The 19,193-nt window shown below is 63.5% G+C and carries 18 protein-coding genes; 10 read left to right on the forward strand and 8 right to left on the reverse strand.

The genetic code is table 11. From position 1 onward, the window contains the following. Nucleotides 1-112 precede the first annotated feature (112 nt). Nucleotides 113-1,285 carry a GNAT family N-acetyltransferase gene (locus DOM58_RS00190; RefSeq protein WP_110691314.1) on the reverse strand — a complete coding sequence of 391 codons (1,173 nt, stop codon included), beginning with the start codon at nt 1,283-1,285 and terminating at the stop codon, nt 113-115. Between the two features lie 216 nt (nt 1,286-1,501). On the opposite strand from DOM58_RS00190, the gene DOM58_RS00195 reads away from it, so the two are divergent. Together DOM58_RS00195 and pncB are read left to right on the forward strand one after the other, a co-directional pair. Next, nucleotides 1,502-1,801 carry a DUF4190 domain-containing protein gene (locus DOM58_RS00195; RefSeq protein WP_245392088.1) on the forward strand — a complete coding sequence of 100 codons (300 nt, stop codon included), beginning with the start codon at nt 1,502-1,504 and terminating at the stop codon, nt 1,799-1,801. 105 nt (nt 1,802-1,906) lie between these two features. Further along, nucleotides 1,907-3,082, forward strand: a complete 1,176-nt coding sequence (gene pncB, locus DOM58_RS00200; RefSeq protein ID WP_075563038.1) for a nicotinate phosphoribosyltransferase — start codon at nt 1,907-1,909, stop codon at nt 3,080-3,082. Between the two features lie 167 nt (nt 3,083-3,249). Here the strand turns inward: pncB and DOM58_RS00205 are convergent, their stop codons facing one another. The 4 genes from DOM58_RS00205 to gap form a co-directional block, all read right to left on the reverse strand. Continuing rightward, nucleotides 3,250-4,053 (reverse strand): dienelactone hydrolase family protein, encoded by an 804-nt coding sequence (locus tag DOM58_RS00205; protein ID WP_110691316.1) that lies wholly within the window; start codon nt 4,051-4,053, stop codon nt 3,250-3,252. Nucleotides 4,054-4,127: 74 nt separating this feature from the next. Continuing rightward, complete coding sequence (locus tag DOM58_RS00210) at nt 4,128-5,432, reverse strand: sensor domain-containing diguanylate cyclase (protein WP_188113752.1); 1,305 nt, start codon at nt 5,430-5,432, stop codon at nt 4,128-4,130. A gap of 63 nt (nt 5,433-5,495) precedes the next feature. Continuing rightward, complete coding sequence (locus DOM58_RS00215) at nt 5,496-5,945, reverse strand: hypothetical protein (RefSeq protein WP_157957464.1); 450 nt, start codon at nt 5,943-5,945, stop codon at nt 5,496-5,498. 331 nt (nt 5,946-6,276) lie between these two features. Then, complete coding sequence (gene gap, locus DOM58_RS00220; RefSeq protein ID WP_110691319.1) at nt 6,277-7,278, reverse strand: type I glyceraldehyde-3-phosphate dehydrogenase; 1,002 nt, start codon at nt 7,276-7,278, stop codon at nt 6,277-6,279. Between the two features lie 328 nt (nt 7,279-7,606). Here gap and edd point away from each other — a divergent pair, with 328 nt between their 5' ends. The 8 genes from edd (at nt 7,607) to DOM58_RS00260 (ending at nt 16,166) form a co-directional block, all read left to right on the forward strand. After that, nucleotides 7,607-9,457 carry a phosphogluconate dehydratase gene (edd, locus tag DOM58_RS00225; protein WP_110691320.1) on the forward strand — a complete coding sequence of 617 codons (1,851 nt, stop codon included), beginning with the start codon at nt 7,607-7,609 and terminating at the stop codon, nt 9,455-9,457. Then, nucleotides 9,454-10,413 carry a glucokinase gene (gene glk, locus DOM58_RS00230; protein WP_110691321.1) on the forward strand — a complete coding sequence of 320 codons (960 nt, stop codon included), beginning with the start codon at nt 9,454-9,456 and terminating at the stop codon, nt 10,411-10,413. The genes edd and glk overlap by 4 nt, the downstream gene beginning before the upstream one ends. Further along, nucleotides 10,410-11,327 (forward strand): D-hexose-6-phosphate mutarotase, encoded by a 918-nt coding sequence (locus tag DOM58_RS00235; protein WP_110691322.1) that lies wholly within the window; start codon nt 10,410-10,412, stop codon nt 11,325-11,327. The genes glk and DOM58_RS00235 overlap by 4 nt, the downstream gene beginning before the upstream one ends. Beyond that, nucleotides 11,324-12,199 carry an aldo/keto reductase gene (locus tag DOM58_RS00240; protein ID WP_110691323.1) on the forward strand — a complete coding sequence of 292 codons (876 nt, stop codon included), beginning with the start codon at nt 11,324-11,326 and terminating at the stop codon, nt 12,197-12,199. The genes DOM58_RS00235 and DOM58_RS00240 overlap by 4 nt, the downstream gene beginning before the upstream one ends. 152 nt (nt 12,200-12,351) lie before the next feature. Beyond that, complete coding sequence (locus DOM58_RS00245) at nt 12,352-13,320, forward strand: carbohydrate kinase family protein (RefSeq protein WP_110691324.1); 969 nt, start codon at nt 12,352-12,354, stop codon at nt 13,318-13,320. Between the two features lie 303 nt (nt 13,321-13,623). After that, nucleotides 13,624-14,325, forward strand: a complete 702-nt coding sequence (locus tag DOM58_RS00250) for a CoA transferase subunit A (RefSeq protein WP_110691325.1) — start codon at nt 13,624-13,626, stop codon at nt 14,323-14,325. A gap of 1 nt (nt 14,326) precedes the next feature. Then, nucleotides 14,327-14,974: a CoA transferase subunit B gene (locus DOM58_RS00255; RefSeq protein WP_110691326.1), complete on the forward strand. Its 648-nt coding sequence runs from the start codon at nt 14,327-14,329 to the stop codon at nt 14,972-14,974. Between the two features lie 16 nt (nt 14,975-14,990). Beyond that, on the forward strand, nt 14,991-16,166 hold the full coding sequence (locus tag DOM58_RS00260; RefSeq protein ID WP_110691496.1) for an acetyl-CoA C-acetyltransferase: 1,176 nt from the start codon (nt 14,991-14,993) through the stop codon (nt 16,164-16,166). A gap of 102 nt (nt 16,167-16,268) precedes the next feature. On the opposite strand, the gene DOM58_RS00265 is transcribed toward DOM58_RS00260, so the two are convergent. The 3 genes from DOM58_RS00265 to zwf are packed head-to-tail and all read right to left on the reverse strand — an operon-like array spanning nt 16,269 to nt 19,139. Beyond that, nucleotides 16,269-16,931, reverse strand: a complete 663-nt coding sequence (locus DOM58_RS00265; RefSeq protein WP_110691327.1) for a bifunctional 4-hydroxy-2-oxoglutarate aldolase/2-dehydro-3-deoxy-phosphogluconate aldolase — start codon at nt 16,929-16,931, stop codon at nt 16,269-16,271. A 32-nt stretch (nt 16,932-16,963) separates the two neighbouring features. After that, the gene (gene pgl, locus DOM58_RS00270) at nt 16,964-17,668 is read right to left on the reverse strand and encodes a 6-phosphogluconolactonase (protein WP_245392089.1); all 705 of its coding nucleotides are present in this window, start codon (nt 17,666-17,668) and stop codon (nt 16,964-16,966) included. Beyond that, nucleotides 17,655-19,139 (reverse strand): glucose-6-phosphate dehydrogenase, encoded by a 1,485-nt coding sequence (gene zwf / locus DOM58_RS00275; protein WP_075563025.1) that lies wholly within the window; start codon nt 19,137-19,139, stop codon nt 17,655-17,657. Before zwf ends, pgl begins: the two co-directional genes overlap by 14 nt. Between the last annotated feature and the right edge of the window lie 54 nt (nt 19,140-19,193).

Raw genomic sequence — 19,193 nt, forward strand, 5'->3', positions numbered from 1 at the left:
CGTTGCCGCGACGCGTGCCGTGGTGGAACTCGCCAGCGGGGGCCTTCTATAAACTCGAGCGGCTCGAGCGGCTCGAACGGCTCGGACGGCTCGAACGCCACGCGCTATCGACTCAATCGACCTCGGTCTTGAATGGCAGACGCAGGCGACACTGTTCGAAATAGGCTTGGACGTGACGCCGCTCCTCGCGGCAGAACTCATCGACGGCATCCCGAAACCCCGGATGATCGAGATAATGCAGCGACCGACTGATGACTGGCGCAAAACCGCGCGTGAGCTTGTGTTCCCCCTGAGTGCCGGGATCGAATCGAGTCAGACCTCGCTCGAGGCAGTGCTCGATGCCTTGATAGTAACAGGTCTCGAAATGCAGAAAATCGGCCTCGACCTCGCTGCCCCAGTAGCGGCCATAGAGCGTCCCATTTCCGTCGGGACTCCGCCCCTCGAGTCCTCGTCCTTCAAAACACAACGCCGCCGCCACCGCCCGTTCGCCGACGCTGGCACGAACCAGCACCAGGGCATCGGCCATACCGTCGCGCAGACGGGTGAAGAATTCCAGACTGAGATAGGGCCGCTGTCCCCGCTCTAGATAGGTCATGCAGTAGCAGCGATAGAACTGGGCCAGCGCGTCGTCGTCGATCCGGGGACCGGTGAGCCGATCGAAGACGAACCCCTGTTCGGCCAGCTTGCGACGCTCGCGCCGGATCTCCTTGCGCTTGCGCGAACTCATCCGGGCCAGAAATCCCTCGAAGTCGCCGAAGTCATCGTCTTGCCAGGCAAACTGCACCGCCTGTCGCTCCATCAGCGGCGCGTCGAAAGCGGCCTGCCAGTCGTCGACCTCATCGCTGTCGGCAAACAGCAGATGCCAGGTCTGGAGCCCGGACTCACGAATCGCCGCCGCCAGCGCCGCGATGACCGCACGCCGATCGATATCCTCGGCGATCGCCAGCCGTGGCCCCGTCGCCGGCGTGAACGGAATCGCCGACAACGATTTGGGGTAGTAGTCGCCGCCGGCTCGCTCCCAGGCGTCGGCCCAGGCCCAGTCGAAGACATACTCGCCGCGAGAGTGATGTTTGGCGTAGCGCGGCAACACTGCAACCGCGCGCTCCCCGTCGACGACCATCAGGTGATCCGGCTCCCAGCCGGTGGCCGTATCGGCGCAGCCACACGCTTCCAGAGCCGCCAGAAACTCGTAGCGCAGGAAAGGATAGCGATCGCCGACGACACCGTTCCAGCGCGCCGCACTCGTGTTGGCAAGACTGCCGATATTCTCGACCCGCAACACCATGTTGCTCTCCTGTTTTCCGCTGCCGGCCTGTGCTCTAGGTCGTCAGATCAAAGCGGTGACAATGTGGATAACATCCTGGGCCGAAAACTTCGAGAGCCGCGGGCAAGCGTGCGATACTCTGTCCATGGTCAAGGTCCATAGCCCATAGTCCATAGTCCATAACCCAGGACCGATAATCCCAGGTCGACAATCCAAGATCGCGAGACGCTTAGCCCGATGACGTTAGCCTCTGCTCCCTCCCGCCAATCTACGCCCCCGCCGGCGCCGACCAACATCATGGCGCTGGCTGCCTTCGCGCTGAGCGTGCTGGGGACGCTGGTGCCGCCGGCGGCACTCGGTGGCGTCGTCTGCGGGCACCTGGCTCGACGGCAGATTCGCCGGAAACAAGAGTCGGGAGACAGCTGGGCTCTCGCCGGTCTGATATTAGGCTATTTGCTGATCTTGCTATCGCTGGCCGGTCTTTTATTGTTCGGGGGTTTCGTCGCGGCGATGTTCGGTGTCATGGCCTTCCTTTAGCGTACCGAGGGACGAAAGCCGTAGCGATGGCCCAACCCGTACCCATGGAAGAACGCTTGCCGGGCTGCCGATCGCGCCCTTTGCTAACGCTGATGATGGATTTTCATGCTGACTTCGCTTCTCGACAACGATTTCTACAAGATCACGATGCAGAACGCCGTGATCAAGCGCTTCCCTTACGCGCAGGCGCGCTACGCCTTCATCAACCGCGGCGATCATGCCTTTCCCGCAGGCTTCGGCGAGGCGCTACGGCATGAAGTGGACGCGATGGTCGACCTGGTCCTGACCGAAGCCGAGAAGCAGTATCTGGAAGTCACCTGTCCTTACCTCGATCCGACCTACCTCGATTTCCTGGCCGGCTTTCGCTACAACCCGGCCGAAGTCATCATCGAGCAGACGGGCAGCGAGCTGTCGGTGACCATTGACGGGCTCTGGTATCGCACCATCCTGTGGGAAGTCCCGCTGATGGCGCTGATCAGTGAACTCTGGTATCGCCTGCGCGGCGTGGAGCGTGACGACGACGCAACGGTGGAGGCGCGCACCCGTGACAAGATCGAGCAATACCAGCGGATGGGGCTGAAGATCGCCGAATTCGGCACGCGACGCCGGTTTTCCTTCGAGGTTCATGACCGCGTGGTCGGTGCGCTGCGCCGTCACGGAGGCGAGGCGTTCAGCGGCAGCAGCAACATGCTGCTGGCGATGCGCCACGGGGTCAAACCCATCGGCACCCACGCTCACGAGTGGTTCATGTTCCACGGCGCACGTTTCGGCTTCAAGATGGCCAACAGTCTGGCGCTGGAGCACTGGGTCGACGTCTATCGCGGTGATCTCGGCATCGCCTTGACCGACACCTTCACCACCCAGGCCTTCTTCGAAAGTTTCGACAAGAAATTCGCCAAGCTCTTCGATGGCGTGCGCCACGACAGCGCCGATCCGATCGACTTCGCGGCCTCGACCATTGCCCACTACGAGAAGCTGGGAATCGATCCGCGGAGCAAGACGATCATCTTCTCCGACGCGCTGACCCCGGAAAAGGTCGAGCGAATCCAGGCGTTCTGCCATGACCGTATCGGCATGGCCTTCGGCATCGGCACCAATTTCACTAACGATGTCGGTGTCGAGCCGATGAACATGGTCGTCAAGATGGTCGAAGCCAGGCCGGAAGGCCAGCACTGGCTGCCCGTGATCAAGCTGTCCGACGTGCCGGACAAACACACCGGCGACCCGGAGATGATCGCCCTGGCCAAACGCGTACTGGCCCTGAGCCGCCCCCACGACTAGACACCGGCCAAGACCCCACGAAAAAGCCACGAACCCGATCGTTCGTGGCTTTCTCTCTTCTTCTGCCTTACTCGTAGCTCGTAGCTCGTAGCTCGTAGCTCGTAGCTCGTAGCTCGTAGCTCGTAGCTCGTAGCTCGTAGCTCGTAGCTCGTAGCTCGTTCGCCAGTCTACTGATTCAGCGCCTCGTCCAGCGTCAGCAGCGCGGCCTGCCAGGAGGCGGCATCTGCGGCGGCATTGTAGCCCAGCGGCAGATCGTCCTCCTTGGCGAGCTTGTCAGCATCAGGATTGGTGAAGGCATGCTTGGCGCCGGGATACTGGACCACGCGTACATCAGCGCCGTCCTGGGTAAGCGCCGATGCCATGCTATCGAGCGCATCGGGGTCGACCAGCGTATCGTCCTGGCCGTTGTAGATTCGCACCACCCCATCGAAAGGTTGCGGGCTGGAAACCACCTGGGTCGGGCTGCCGTGGAAGCTGATCACCGCATCCAGGGGCATGCCGGCCAGCGCCATGTTCATCACCACGCCACCGCCGAAACAGTAACCGATCGCTGCCATGCGATCCTCGCGCACCGCGGGGTGCTTTCGCAGCGCCGACATCGCCGCTTCCAGCCGCGCCCGCGCAGACGGCCAGTCCTTCATGACCTGACTGGAGAACGCCTTGGCATCGGCGGGATGCTGGGCCACCTTGCCATCGCCGTACATGTCGACCGCCAGGGCGACGAACCCCAGCGCGGCCAGCTGGTCGGCCTTGTGCTTCATGTAATCGTTGAGACCCCACCACTCATGCACCAGCAGCACGCCCGGGCGGGGCTGATCGTCGCTGGCGTTGTAGGCAAGGTAACCCTGGTAAGTCTGACCGCCGGTGGAGTATTCGAAGGTCTGTCCCTGGACGTGGGGCCCCTCGACCTCATCGGCCCACGCCGATACGCATATCAGGCTAAGCAGCGAGGCCAGCAGTAGTCTTCCCATTGTCGTTCTCCTTGTTCGACTGGCTTGGCCAAGGCTTTCGATTGGCCTGGCGCGAGGATTGGTCGCTTTTTTCTTCATGGCGCCTGCTGTACGCGGTCTCTGCCGTTGCCCTTGGCGGCTTTGACACCCGCCTCGGCGCGCGCCAGCAGGGCTTGCGCGGACTCATCCGCACGGCGTTCGGCGACCCCAAGACTAACCGAGAAAGCCAGCCAATGACCATGAAACTCCACTCGGGTCGAGGCGAACCGCCCGCGTAGCCGCTCCGCGATAGCAGCGCTCTCCTGCAGGGACTTGCCGCTCAGCAACAGTGCGAAGGTGTCATCGTCCAGCCTTCCGAAACTGAAACGCTCTTTCAGCGTCGCCCGACACATCTCGCCGATGCACGAGAGCACGAGATCACCGCCTTCGCGTCCCCAGGCGGCGTTGATATCGCCAAAATGATCGACGTCGAAGACGATCAGCGTGAACCGGGCGGTGGCATCGCCGCTCGAGAACGCATGGCTCAACAGGCCCATGAAAGGCTCTCGATTGAGGGCCGACGTCAATTCGTCCGTGGCAGTGTACGCATCCCACTGAAGCGACTGTTGCCGGCGCTGGGTGATGTCCCGCGCGACGGCGATCCACCCCGGCATCTCCGAAGACGTCAATGTCAGCGCCGCGGGTAACGGACACGGCGAGAAATGGATCTCGAACCAGCGGTATCCGCGATCCCGATGCCTCAGCCTCAGCTCCAGCATCGCCGAGGCGGCCTGGGCCGCGCCCTCCGCCAGCAACCGCCGAACCCGCGAGCCATCCTCGGGGGCCATCAGGCCGAACAGTGAACTCGAACGCAGCGATGCCACGGCGATCCCGAGCATGCCCTGGGTATTGCCCGCCACGTCGCAGCAGTTGAGATCCTCGTCGAGCGCCATGATCACGTCGTCGCTGTGATCGAGCAGTGCCTGGAGGGACAGACTTTCGCTCACCACGGGTTCGATCTTCTGCGGCAACAGGAAACCCACCAGCGCGACCACCGCGCCATCGGCATCGCGCAGGATGCTGAGGCTGTCGTCGACCTCGCACTGCGAGCCATCCTGCCTTTCCACCACGTAGGAGAGCCGCGCCGCATGATCGCCGCGCGCCAGCGCCTGCTGCAGCTGTTCGAGTAACGGCCAACGCTCGGGCTCGGGAATCTGGGCCAGCCATCGGTCGGGCTGAGACCGATAATCCGCCGCCTGGCGCTGACCCAATGTGCTGATGGAATCGGCGAGGAAGTGGAGCTCGCCCAGCCACCACGCCGAATCGGTGACATAGGCCGTGCCCGGCAACGATTGCAGCCAGTGCTGCGCTTCCGCACTCAAACTGCCATCGTCATGCACGAAGGCGTTAAGTTGACCCATGCACTCCGGCCTCATCTAGCCGCAGTACTATGACGCGCGGCTGGGTGATAGAACGAAATCGCGTCAGCGTGAACCGACACGACGTTGATTCAGTTCCGGCGAAACGAACGCGGCATCTTCGAGCGATGCCCCCGTGTCGTCGCTCTTGCGCTCGGCTTTGGTATCGTGGCCTGTAGAACGGGCACGGCCACAGGCCTCGGCCAGTTGACGCAGCTCGTCGCGCGTCAATTCGAAACGCTGTATGCCCGACTGCTCCTGCCAGATCACGAAAATCACCGGCACGGCACGCGACTGATCGACACCGACGATTCGGCCGCGGCGCTCTGTTTCGGGTTCGTGGATGGTCTCGCCGATCAAACGATGCGCATTGATGATGTTGTCCTGCATGACGCCGCCGACCTCTGTGCGTAAATGAAACGATGAGTGGATGAAATGATGCGTAGATAAAAATACGCGTGAATAAAAATGACATTCGTTCAGCGCTACATTAGAGGGTCGGCCCGGCAAGTCCAAGCCCGCAAGCACATTTGCCCAGCTTACACGCTCTATCGACACCTGATCGAACGACTTGAGCGCAAATCAGGCATGACTTCGGCGCTAAGGGACACGATTTCGGGATTCGACGAACCGGGCCAAAGGCTCAGGTCAAACCGCACAATCGCGGGCAGCAGGCGAAGCGCTCGCAGCAGAAAGACTGCGTGAAAGAGAGATTAAGTAGTAGAAGGGATGACACAGCAGAGGAAAACGCCACGGAGCACGGACTGCGCCATGCTCGCCCGGAAAACGACGTCGGGCGACAGCCATGCTGTCGCCCGACGCGTTCAGATCCCGGATCCGTCCGAAATCAGCTGGCAGCCTGCATCGCCAGTGCGGTATCCAACATGCGGTTGGAGAAGCCCCACTCGTTGTCGTACCAGGCCATGACCTTGACCAGACGCCCATTGACGCGCGTGTGGTTGGTGTCAAAGGTCGACGAGTTGGCATCATGGTTGAAATCGATCGAGACCAGTGGCTGCGAGTTCACCGCCAACACCGCCGACTTGGCAGCCGCCTTCTCGACGATCTGGTTGATCTCTTCCTTGCTGGTATCGCGGCCGGCGGTGAAGGTCAGATCCACCAGCGACACGTTGATCACCGGCACACGAACCGCCAGGCCATCGAGCTTGCCGTTCAGCTCCGGCAGCACGATACCCACGGCCGCGGCAGCGCCGGTCTGAGTCGGGATCATCGACTGGGTCGCGCTACGCGCCCGGTACGGATCCTTGTGATACACGTCCGAGAGGTTCTGGTCATTGGTGTAGGCATGCACCGTGGTCATCAGACCGCTCTCGATGCCGACCCCTTCCTGCAGCGCCTGTGCCACCGGCGCCAGACAGTTGGTAGTGCAGGAAGCGTTGGAGACGACGCGATGCTCGGGCTTGAGCACATGCTCATTGACCCCGAATACCACCATTGCATCGGCGTCACCGCTGGGCGCGGAAATCAGCACACGCTCGGCGCCGGCTTCGATGTGCTTGGCGGCAGCGTCACGCTTGGTGAACAGCCCCGTGCACTCCATCACCAAATCGACGTTCAGCGATTTCCAGGGCAGCTGTGCCGGATCGCGCTCGGAGAGGATCCGGATGCTATCTCCGTCTACGCTCAGAGTATCGCTATCGTGAGTGACCTCGAATCCGAAATGCCCGTGGACGCTGTCGTGACGTAGCAAATGGGCATTAAGCGCCGGATCGCCCAGATCGTTGATGGCGACGACTTCGATCCGATCCCGATAGCCGTTTTCGTACATGGCACGAAGCACGTTACGGCCGATGCGGCCGAATCCATTGATGGCGACACGCAATGTCATGGTGCTCTCCTCTTGGTGACGTAATTCGAAAGTTCAGCTGCGTGGCATAGCCGCGCCCTCGTGACAGCCTCTCGAGGCAAGCGCTGTGAAAGCCTGAAACGTCAGGTTCTGCTAGCGCCTGCATTGGCAGACACCTGGGCGACGCCGGATCGAGCGCCAAGCTCGATCACCGTGGAGCTCGTGAACAGTCTAGAACACGCAGTCTAGAACATTGCTGCATGAAAAAATATTACTCCGAAAGACTAATACAAAAGGCTCATTCGCGAACAAATGCGATGTTTTTTTGGTAAGTTTACCAAACAAACCTGACAGCTCGATGAGGCACACCATGAAGCTCAATTCTACAGTCGACCGTGTGACGCGACGCATCGAGGAGCGCTCAGCCGATCGTCGCCGCCTCTATGAAGAACGCATGCAGCAGCAGCATCGTCGCGGCGTTCATCGCGCCGAGCTCTCCTGCGGCAACCTGGCGCATGGCTTCGCCGCCTGCAACGCCGGCGACAAGAACAGCCTCAAGCTGATGAACAGCACCAACATCGGCATCGTCTCCTCCTACAACGACATGCTGTCGGCGCATCAGCCTCTCGAGCACTTCCCCGCACTGATCAAGCAAGCCGCCCGCGGCATGGGCAGCACCGCCCAGTTCGCCGGCGGCGTGCCGGCCATGTGTGACGGCGTGACCCAGGGCCAGCCGGGCATGGAACTGTCGCTGTTCTCCCGCGACGTGATCGCCATGTCGACGGCGGTGGCGATGTCGCACAACATGTTCGACGGTGCACTCTATCTTGGTGTGTGTGACAAGATCGTGCCAGGACTGTTCATCGGCGCGGCGCGCTTCGGCCATCTGCCGGCCGTGTTCGTTCCCGCCGGGCCAATGCCGAGCGGCCTGCCCAACGCCGAGAAATCTCGTATCCGCCAGCTCTACGCCGAAGGCAAGGTCGGACGTGACGCGCTGCTGGAAGCGGAGTCGGAGTCCTACCATAGCGCCGGCACCTGCACCTTCTACGGTACCGCCAACTCCAATCAGCTGATGCTCGAGATGATGGGCCTGCACATGCCGGGCACTTCCTTCGTCAATCCGGGCACCCCGCTGCGCGACGCGATCACCCGTTTCAGTACCGAACAGGTGATCCGCAACAGCGATCAGGGCGGTGACTATCATCCGTTCTACAAGCAGATCGACGCCCACGCCATCGTCAACGCCATGGTCGGACTGCTCACCTCCGGCGGTTCGACCAACCACACGCTGCATCTGGTGGCGATGGCTGCCGCGGTCGGCCTGACCATCACCTGGGACGATTTTGCCGAGCTGTCGACGGTAATTCCCGGGCTGACTCGCATCTATCCCAACGGCCAGGCTGACGTGAATCACTTCCATGCCGCCGGCGGCGTCAGTTTCCTGGTGCGCGAACTGCTCTCGGCGGGCTTGATGCACGCCGACGTGCGCACCGCCTTCGGCACCGACATGCACGCCTACACCCAGGAGCCGTTCCTCGATGGCGATCGTCTGATATGGCGCGAAGGCACGCAGCAGAGTCTCGATGAAGACGTGTTGCGACCGGTGACCCGACCGTTCTCGTCCACCGGCGGCCTCGCCGTGCTCGACGGTAATCTGGGCCGCGGCGTGATCAAGGTGTCCGCCGTCAAGCCGGAGTTTCGCCGGGTCGAAGCGCCGGTGCGAATCTTCGATGACCAGAGCCAGGTCAGGGCCGCGTTCGAAAGCGGGGAAATGGACCGGGACATCATCGTCGTCGTGCGTTTCCAGGGGCCGCGCGCCAACGGCATGCCGGAGCTTCACCAATTGACGCCGTTTCTGGGCGTGCTGCAGGATCGCGGCCACAAGGTCGCGCTGGTCACCGATGGGCGAATGTCCGGTGCCTCTGGTAAGGTACCCGCGGCGATCCACGTCACGCCGGAGGCGGTCGACGCAGGCCCCCTCGCCTATCTGCGCGATGGAGACAGAGTGCTGCTCGACCCCGACAACGGCGTACTCGAAGCCCTCGTCGATGCCGAAACCTGGGCACAACGCGAACCGGCGACCTGCGATCTGGATCACTATCATCATGGAATGGGTCGCGAGCTGTTCGCCGGTTTCCGCCAGCTGGTCGGTGGTGCCGAGGAAGGCGCGGCTACCTTTGGCGGCTTCGAGGCCGCCGACTTGCCCGGAGGGCACAAATGACCACTCCCGCCCTGATCGGCGACATCGGTGGAACCAACGCGCGCTTTGCCTTGGTCATGCCTGGCAGCGTCGAACTGCAGTCGATCGAAACGCTTCCCTGCACCCACTACGCAGGGCTGGTCGAGGCCATTCAGGCCTACCTGAAGAAGGTCGGCGCCGAAGCGCCCGAGGAGGCCTGCCTGGCCTTCGCCTGCCCGGTTCATGAAGACTGGGTCAAGATGACCAACAATGATTGGGCGTTCTCCAAGAAAGCGGTTGCCGAACAGCTGGGGCTGTCGAATTTCAAGGTCATCAACGACTTCACCGCCCAGGCGCTCGGCATCCCGCATATCGACGACAAGGATCTGGTCAAGATCGGCGACGGCGAGGCCGAGGCCCGCCGTCCTCGCCTGGTCATGGGGCCCGGCACGGGGCTGGGCGTGGCCGGCCTGGTTCCCAGCCGGCGCCACTGGATCCCGCTGACCACGGAAGGCGGCCATGCCACCTTCGCCCCCACCGATAAGCGCGAACGTCAGCTGCTCGGCTACTTCCGCGCCCGTTACGACCGGGTCTCGATCGAGCGCCTGCTGTGCGGCCAGGGGCTGCTCGATCTCTATCTGGCTCACGCCGCGCTGCTCAACGTCACCGCGCAGTACAATACGCCGGCCGAAGTCACCGGCGCCGCGCGTGCCGGCGACCGCGTCGCCCGCGAGGCGCTGCTGCGCTTTCTCAAGATTCTCGGCAGCTCGGCCGGCGACGTCGCCCTGACGCTAGGCTCGCTGGGCGGTGTCTACCTCTGCGGCGGCATCATTCCGCGCCTCGTCGATTGGCTGCCGCGCAGCGACTTCCGTCGCGCCTTTGCCGACAAGGGCCGCCTGAGCGCCTACAATGCCGGCATCCCCACCTGGGTGGTGACCGCGCCGTGGACCGGACTGCTGGGCGCGGCGGAAGCTCTGCATAACGAGGAGGTGACATGATCCCGGATACGCTGCGGGAGTTGATCGATGCGACCGACGGCCAGCAAGAGGCCGAGTGGGAAGGCCGACGTCTTCTGCTGCTCAACGCCGAATGGGGCGAGCTTGCGATCTCGCTGCAGGGCGCACAGGTTCTGCACTTTTTACCTTTCGCCGACGAAGCCGGGCGAGCCTCGAGCACCCGACCGGCTCCCGGCGCGGAGGATGGCTGGCTGTGGGTGACGCCGACGCCGCAAGCCATGCCGGGCGCCATCCGCGGCGGTATTCCCGTCTGCTGGCCATGGTTCGCCGACGAGTCACCGGATGGCAAGGGCCCCATGCATGGCCCCGCGCGCACGGCGCCGTGGCGTGTCGATGCCGTCGACGACAGCGTTTCCGGCAGCGGCGTCGAGATTCACCTCTCTCCTGAAGAGCGCCTGCACGACCAGCTCGTTCCCAACGTCGTGGTTCATGCCAACGACAAGCGTCTGACCGTCGAATTGATGACCCGCCACGCCGGCACCACACCGGTCAAGCTGACCGGGGCCCTGCACAGTTATTTCGCCGTTGCCGATACCCATCGGTGCCGCGTCGAGGGGCTGGCGGGCGCGCGGTATCTGGACAAGCTCGAACACTTTGCCGAGCACCATCAGCAGGGCGAACTGGGCATCCGAGGCGCGCTGGATCGCATCTACCAGTCCAATCGCGCCGTGGTACTGGACGACGGCCAGCGCCGCCTGCTGATCAGCAAACAGGGCAGCGACTCCACGGTCGTCTGGCACCCCGGTGACGGTCTGCCGGACGATACCCCCGCCTCGGCCGGCTTGCGCTTCGTCTGCGTCGAAGCCGCCTGTACCCGGGTCGATCCGGTATGGCTGGTCCCCGACAGTCAACACCTGCTGTCCACCACCATCGTGCGAGAGGAACAGCCGGCGTGAGTGACGATCTGATTTTCGATTCGCCCTTCATTCTGGGCATGATGCGCCTTTACGAGCGCCCCGAATTCGACGATGTCGAAAAGTTCGCCGACTGGCTGGAAGCGCGAGTCGACCAGGGCCTGCACTGGTTCGATCACGCCGACAGCTACGGCAACCACCTGGGCGAACAGCGCTTCGGCGAGGCACTGGCCCGCCGGCCGTCGCTCAAGTCCCGGGTTCGAGTGGTGACCAAGGGCAATATCGTTCTGCCGCATCGCGACACCTCTGCGTTCGGGGTCAAGCATTACGACACTTCCGAACGTCATCTCACCCAGGTCATCGACGGTTCCCTGTCTCGTCTCGGCGTCGATCGTCTGGATCATTTCATGCTGCATCGCCCCGACCCGCTGATGGATACCGAAGCCGCGGCACGGGCGCTGGACGACGCCATCGCGGCCGGCAAGGTCGGTGCGGTGGGCGTGTCGTACTTTCTGCCGGAGCAGTGGCGACGCCTGCAGGCTGCGATGGATAATCGGCTAGGCGCTCATCAGCTCAAACTGTCGCTGGCACATCCGGATGCCTTGTTCGACGGCTTCTACGACGCCGTCCTCGCCGACGGAATGGCACCGATGGCTTCGTCCCCACTGGGGGGTGGGTCAGTGTTCGAAGACGTGCTGGGCAGCGCGCTGTCTCGACTGGCGGAACAGCTCAACTCGACCACTGCCGGGCTGGCGCTGGCCTGGCTGAGACGCCTGCCGGGCAGACCGGTGCCGGTGACCGGCACTTTGGATGAAAGACGTATCGACAATCTACTGCTGAGCAGTAATCTCGAACTCGATCGCCCGACCTGGTTTGCACTGCTCGAGGAAGCTCGCAGCCACCGGGTGCCTTGATGACGTTTGATGCGGCGTCTTGCTCGACAGGCCCAGCCGACAAGACAGGTCGCTGAGATCAGGTTCGACAAGACCAGATTCGAAAAGGCCAGGTTCGACAAGACCAAGTACGCCGCATCAGGATTCCCGCTAGAGAAGAGAGTCGGTAACCCATGACCCCTATCATCGCCTTCGGCGAAGCCCTCGTCGACATGCTGTCCAGCCGCCTCGGCACCGACAGCGGCCCCGAGTCTTTCACCCCCTACGCGGGCGGTGCGCCGGCCAATGCCGCCGTGGCGTGCGCCAGACAGGGTATCCCCAGCCTGTTTCTCGGCATGATCGGCGATGATCGCTTCGGCGATTTCCTGGTCGATGAGCTCAATCGCTACGGCGTCGACACCCAGCACGTGGTAAGGACCCGCGAGGCCCGCACGGCGCTGGCTTTCGTCTCCCGCGATGCTCAGGGCGAGCGTCAGTTCGACTTCTATCGCCCCCCCGCTGCCGACCTGCTGTATCGCCGCGAACACTTGCCATCCGGCATCTTCACCGAGCCGGCGCTGGTTCACCTGTGCAGCAACAGTCTGACCGATACCGCCATTGCCCGCACCACGCTGGATCTGGCCAGTATCGCCCGCCGCGGTGGCTGCCTGATCAGCGTCGACGTCAATCTGCGCGCGATGCTGTGGCCACAGGGCAACGTCGATATCGGACTGGTCGAGCAACTGCTGGAACGTGCCCACGTCATCAAGCTTTCCACCGAAGAGCTGGATACCCTGCGCGGCGATCGCAGCGTCGACGAATGGACCAGCGCCAGGCTGGCCAAGGGCGCCCGACTGATCGTGATCACCGATGGCCCGGGCCCGGTAATCGCCTATCAGGCCGATCGTCAGCAACAGGCAATACCGCCAAGCGTGCAGGCAGTCGATACCACTGCCGCCGGCGATGCCTTCATCGGCGGGCTGCTGGCTTCCCTGTCACGAGACGACGTGACCTGCGAGACACTCTCCGACTGGCTGGCCGACGAAGCCCGCCTGAGCGAGGCGCTGACGTTTGCCTGCCGCTGCGGCGCCTTCGCCGCCACCCGTGCCGGGTCTTTCGTTTCGCTGCCCGGCGCCGACGATCTCGACGACCTGCCGCGCTAGGACAAGCTGTTCGTTACGGCGCCCTCGCCGTGCTTACACGCTGTCGCCACGCTCATGTCGCGAAGCTACCCGACGCCGTCCTGTCGCGACGGCGTCTACTCCTATCGTCTAATCGACCTTCGGCGCCCTGCCTCGAATGGTAATGTCTCACCAACCGATCGCCTGCGAGAGCATCATGTTCGGACATTCACTCAAGCCTTGAGTCGAACGTTCATTCGGACATCGAGTCGAACATTCACTCTGACATCGGCCACGAGGTTTCCAGGCGATCCCTGCGCGACTTCCGTTTCAGGACGAGGACACATGAACAAACTGTTTGGCAGCGCCGATGAAGCGCTGGAAGGTCTCATCAAGGACGGCATGACACTGGCCGTCGGCGGCTTCGGCCTGTGCGGCATCCCCGAATCGTTGATCGTCGCCCTGCGCGACACGGGCAAGAAGGATCTGACCGTCGCCAGCAACAACGCCGGCGTGGACGGGTTCGGTCTCGGGTTGCTGCTCGAATCGCGCCAGATCAGGAAAATGCTCTCGTCCTACGTCGGCGAGAACAAGGAGTTCGAGCGCCAGTATCTCTCCGGCGAACTCGAGCTCGAATTCTGCCCGCAGGGCACGCTGGCCGAGCGGCTGCGCGCCGGTGGTGCCGGCATCGCCGCCTTCTTCACCAAGACCGGCTATGGCACCAAGATCGCCGAAGGCAAGGAGGTGCGCGAGTTCGACGGCGAGCACTACGTGATGGAGCGTGGCCTACCGGTCGATGTCGCACTGATCAAGGCCCAGGTCGCCGACAAGGCGGGCAACCTGCGCTTCAACAAGACCGCGCGCAACTTCAACCCGTTGGCGGCGATGGCCGGCAAGGTCTGCGTGGTCGAGGTCGAGGAGATCGTCGAGACCGGCGCCATCGATCCCGACGACGTCCATCTGCCGGGTATCTTCGTGCACCGTATCGTGCACAACCCGACACCGGAAAAACGTATCGAGAAACGCACGCTCAGGGAGGCGAACTGATATGGCCTGGACCAAGGAACAGATGGCCGAACGCGCCGCGGGCGAACTGCAGGACGGCTTCTACGTCAATCTCGGCATCGGCCAGCCGACATTGGTGGCAAACTATATCCCCGAGGGCATGGATGTCTGGCTGCAGTCGGAAAACGGCCTGCTCGGCATCGGCCCGTTTCCGACCGAAGAGACCCTCGACCCCGACCTGATCAACGCCGGCAAGCAGACCGTCACCGCCCTGCCCGGCTCCAGCTACTTCGACAACGCCGATTCCTTCGCGATGATTCGCGGCGGCCACGTCAATCTGGCGATACTCGGCGCGATGCAGGTCTCCGAAAAGGGCGATCTCGCTAACTGGATGATTCCCGGCAAGATGGTCAAGGGCATGGGCGGGGCCATGGATCTGGTCGCCGGCGTGCAGCGCGTCGTCGTGCTGATGAGCCACACCGCCAAGGGGGAACACAAGATTCTGGGAGAGTGCAGCCTGCCGCTGACCGGTGTCGGCGTGGTCGACCGCATCATCACCGACCTGGGCGTGATGGACGTCACCGAAAACGGCTTGGCGCTGGCCGAGCTCGCGCCGGACGTCACCCTCGAGGAAATTCGTGAAGCCACCGGCTGCGAACTGATCGACCAGCGGGAGACGGCCCATGTCTGAAGAAACGGCAGCCACCATGCGCGACGTCGTCATCGTCGCGGCCAAGCGCACGCCGATCGGCACCTTCCAGGGCGGCCTGTCGAGCGTTCCCGCCGTGACCCTGGGCGCGACCGTCATCCGCCGCGTGCTCGAGGGCATCGATCCCGCCGGTATCGATGAGGTGATCATGGGCCACGTGCTGCGCGCCGGTCTGGGCCAGAATACCGCGCGCCAGGCCGCGATCGAGGCGGGCCTGCCCGACAGCGTGCCGGCAATGACCGTCGACAAGGTCTGCGGCTCGGGGTTGAAGGCAGTGCACCTCGCGGTGCAGGCGATTCGCTGCGGTGACGCAGAGGCGATCGTCGCCGGCGGCATGGAGAGCATGAGCCTCGCGCCCTACGTGCTGCCCAAGGCGCGAACCGGGCTGCGCATGGGCCACGCCGAGCTGCTCGACAGCATGATCAGCGACGGCCTGTGGGACGCCTTCAACGACTATCACATGGGGATCACGGCGGAGAACGTCGCGGAACAGTGGGGTATCTCCCGTGAAGCGCAGGACGCCTACGCCGCCGAGTCCCAACGGCGCGCCTGCGCAGCGCGGGACGGCGGGCGCTTCGACGCCGAGATCACCCCGGTGAGCGTGCCGCAGCGACGCGGCGACGATATCCTCGTCGAGCGCGACGAGCAGCCCCGCGACGGTGTTACCGCCGAGTCGCTTGGCAAGCTCAAGCCGGCTTTCTCCAAGACTGGTAGCGTGACCGCCGGTAACGCCTCTTCGCTCAACGACGGTGCCGCCGCGCTGTTGATCATGAGCGCCGAGCGGGCCGCCAAGCTCGGGCTACCGGTTCTGGCGACCATCCGCGCCTATGCCAATGCCGCCGTCGATCCGGCCACCATGGGCATCGGCCCGGTGCCAGCGACTCGCCGCTGCCTGGAGCGGGCCGGGTGGACCATCGACGAGCTGGACCTGGTCGAGGCCAATGAAGCTTTCGCCGCCCAGACGCTGGCCGTGGCCAAGGATCTGGGATGGCGCGACGACAAGGTCAACGTCAACGGCGGCGCCATTGCACTGGGCCATCCGATCGGCGCCTCCGGCGCGCGCATCCTGGTGACGCTGCTGCATGAGATGCAGCGTCGCGATGCCAAGCGCGGTCTGGCGACGCTGTGCATCGGCGGCGGCCAGGGCGTGGCAACGGCGATCGAGCGCGGCTAAGCGCCAGGCACTTGCTCCTCGAGACGCGAACCGTAAAAGCGAAGGCCCGATCCATGGATCGGGCCTTCTTTTATAGCGGTGTCGTTGCCGGTCAGTGAATCATCAACGCGGATAGCGCTGCGTCGCGGCTCGTGTCAGTTCGGTGATACCCGCCCAGTCTTCGTTATCGATCAGGGATTTCGGCGCCATCCAGGAGCCGCCCACGCACATCACGTTGGGCAGTGCCAGATAGTCGGCGGCATTATCCACGGTGACCCCGCCGGTCGGACAGAACAGCGCTTCCGGTAGCGGGCCGCCAAACGACTTCATCGCCTTGGCACCGCCGTTCGATTCCGCCGGGAAGAATTTGAAACGACGGTAGCCATATTCCCAGCCGGTAACGACTTCGGAAACGGTGGCCACGCCCGGCAACAGCGGTACGCTGCTGTTGACGCCGTACTCGAACAGCGCCGGTGTGGTGCCCGGCGTCACCACGAAGTCGACGCCGATCTCCTCGCAAAGTCGATACTGGTCGATGCTGAGCACCGTCCCGGCGCCGACGGCCGCGTCCGGCAGCGCTTGCTTGATCTGCTTGATAGCCTCGACCGCGCAGTCGGTACGCAGCGTGATCTCGAGCACGTCGAGACCGCCGTCGACCAGCGCCTTGGCTAGCGGCACGGCGTGCTCGAGACGCTCGATGACCAGCACGGGAATGATCGCTCCGGAGCGACAGATCGCATCCAGACGTTCGATGTGAGCGGTGGGAAAGCGTTGTTCGGATGACATATCGAGATGGTTCCTTTGAAAGAGGTCCGGCGCTAGGGCGCCCAATAGAGGGTCAGCGGGCAGGTCAGGAAAGCCCGGATCGGCAGTTCGCGGACGTCGTCTCCGCTGAGCGCCTGGGCCAGCACTGCCTTCTTGGCATCACCGACGAGATGCAGCGCATGGCGCCGCGCATCGTGCAGTCGCGCGGCGCTCAAGGTAATCCTGGGCTGCGACACGCTGGGCGCTCTCACGGCCACGACGCTGTCATCGGTACTCAGCGCCAGGGAGAGCTCGCCGCTATCCGGGAACAGCGATGCGGTATGGCCGTCGTTGCCCATGCCGAGCACGACCAGGCTGGCCGGCCAGGGTAGCGCGGCCAGACGCGCGGCAACGGTCGCCACGCCCTGTTCCGGCGTGGGATCGTCCGTGGTCAGCGAATGGAACGTGGCCGCCGCCGCCGGACCAACGAGCAGCGTTTCCCGGACCAGGCGGGCATTGCTGTCGGGATGATCCGCGGCCACCCAGCGCTCGTCGGCCAGCGTGACGTCGACCCGCGACCAATCCAGCGCCTGCTCGGCGAGACGTTGGAAGAACGGCAGCGGTGTCGACCCGCCCGAGACGACCAACAGCGCGCGCGGCTGGTCGGCGAGATCGGCCGTCAATGCACGAGCGGCAGCCTCCGCCAGCTGGACGGCGATCTGCTCCCGTGGCCCCCCGATCGCCTTGGGCTCGGTAGACTGGGTATCAGTAGTCTTCATACCAGGAACGTCCGTCCTGCGTGATCATCGCAATGGAGGCGACCGGGCCCCAGGAGCCAGCGGGATAGCGACGCGGCGGGATGTCGCGCTTTTCCCAGCCGTCGATCAGCTGATCGACCCATTTCCAGGCGTATTCGACCTCATCGCGGCGCACGAACAGATACTGCTGGCCTTTCATGACTTCCAGCAGCAGGCGCTCGTAGGCATCCGGGATCCGCTCCTTGGGGAAGGCGTGGTTGAAATCCAGGTGCAGCGGGCCGGGGCGCAACCGCATGCCCTTGTCGAGACCGCCATCCTTGGTCAGCACCTGCAGCGCGATGCCCTCTTCCGGCTGCAGCCGGATCACCAGCTTGTTGGCAGCCAGATTGCGCTGATCGGGATCGAAGATGTAGTGCGGCTGCTGGCGGAAATGAATCACGATCTGTGAAAGCTTTTCCGGCAGACGCTTGCCGGTGCGCAGATAGAACGGCACGCCGGCCCAGCGCCAGTTGGCCACTTCGAGACGCATGGCGACGAAGGTCTCGGTGGTACTGGAGGTGTTGGCGCCCTCCTCGTCGAGATAGCCCGGCACGCTCTCGCCGCCCATGGTGCCGGCCACGTACTGACCGCGCACCACGTGTCGGTTGAGGTCTTCGCCTTCCAGCGGCTTGAGCGCCTTGAGCACCTTGACCTTCTCGTCACGAATGGCGTCCGCGTCGAGATTGGCCGGCGGATCCATGGCGAGCATGGTCAAGAGCTGCAGCAGGTGGTTCTGGACCATGTCACGAAGCTGACCGGCCTTGTCGAAATAGCCCCAGCGCCCTTCGATGCCGACCTGCTCGGCCACGGTGATCTCGACGTGCGAGATCTGGCTCTGGTTCCACTGGTTGCCGAACATGGGATTGGCGAAGCGCAGCGCGATCAGGTTCTGGACGGTCTCCTTGCCCAGATAGTGATCCATCCGGTAGATACGCGACTCGGGGAAGACCGCGCCGATGGCGTCGTTGATCTCGTGGGAAGACTCGAGATCGTAGCCGATGGGCTTTTCGACCACGACGCGGGAGTCGTCATCCAGGCTGCCGCTCTGCTGAAGGTTGGCGCAGATCGCCCCGTAGATGCTCGCCGGCACCGCCAAATAAATCGTCAGCGGACATGTCGCATCCGGGCTCTCAGCGTGCCAATCCCGAATCTTTTCGTAGCCCTCGACGGTATCGAAGTCGAGCCGTGAATACTCGAGCCGCGCCAGAAAGCGATCGAGACACTTCTGCTCGAGCTCCTTGGGCTTGACGCGCTTCTTGAGCATATCCAGCACCAAGCCACGAAAACTGTCGCCATCATGCTCGTGCCGAGCCAGCCCCAGGATTCGAGTATCGGGGCCGAGCAGACCGTCGCGATCCAGGTGATAGAGCGCGGGATAGAGCTTGCGCAGCGCCAGATCGCCAAGGGCGCCGAACAGCGCCAGATCCACGTTGGGCGTTGCCTCTCTAGTCATTGCCTCCCTCCGCTAAAGTCGTTAATTTACGAATAAAATACGCCACTCGTGTGA

The sequence above is a fragment of the Salinicola halophyticus genome, from assembly GCF_003206695.1.
In the GTDB taxonomy this organism is placed as follows: domain Bacteria; phylum Pseudomonadota; class Gammaproteobacteria; order Pseudomonadales; family Halomonadaceae; genus Salinicola; species Salinicola halophyticus.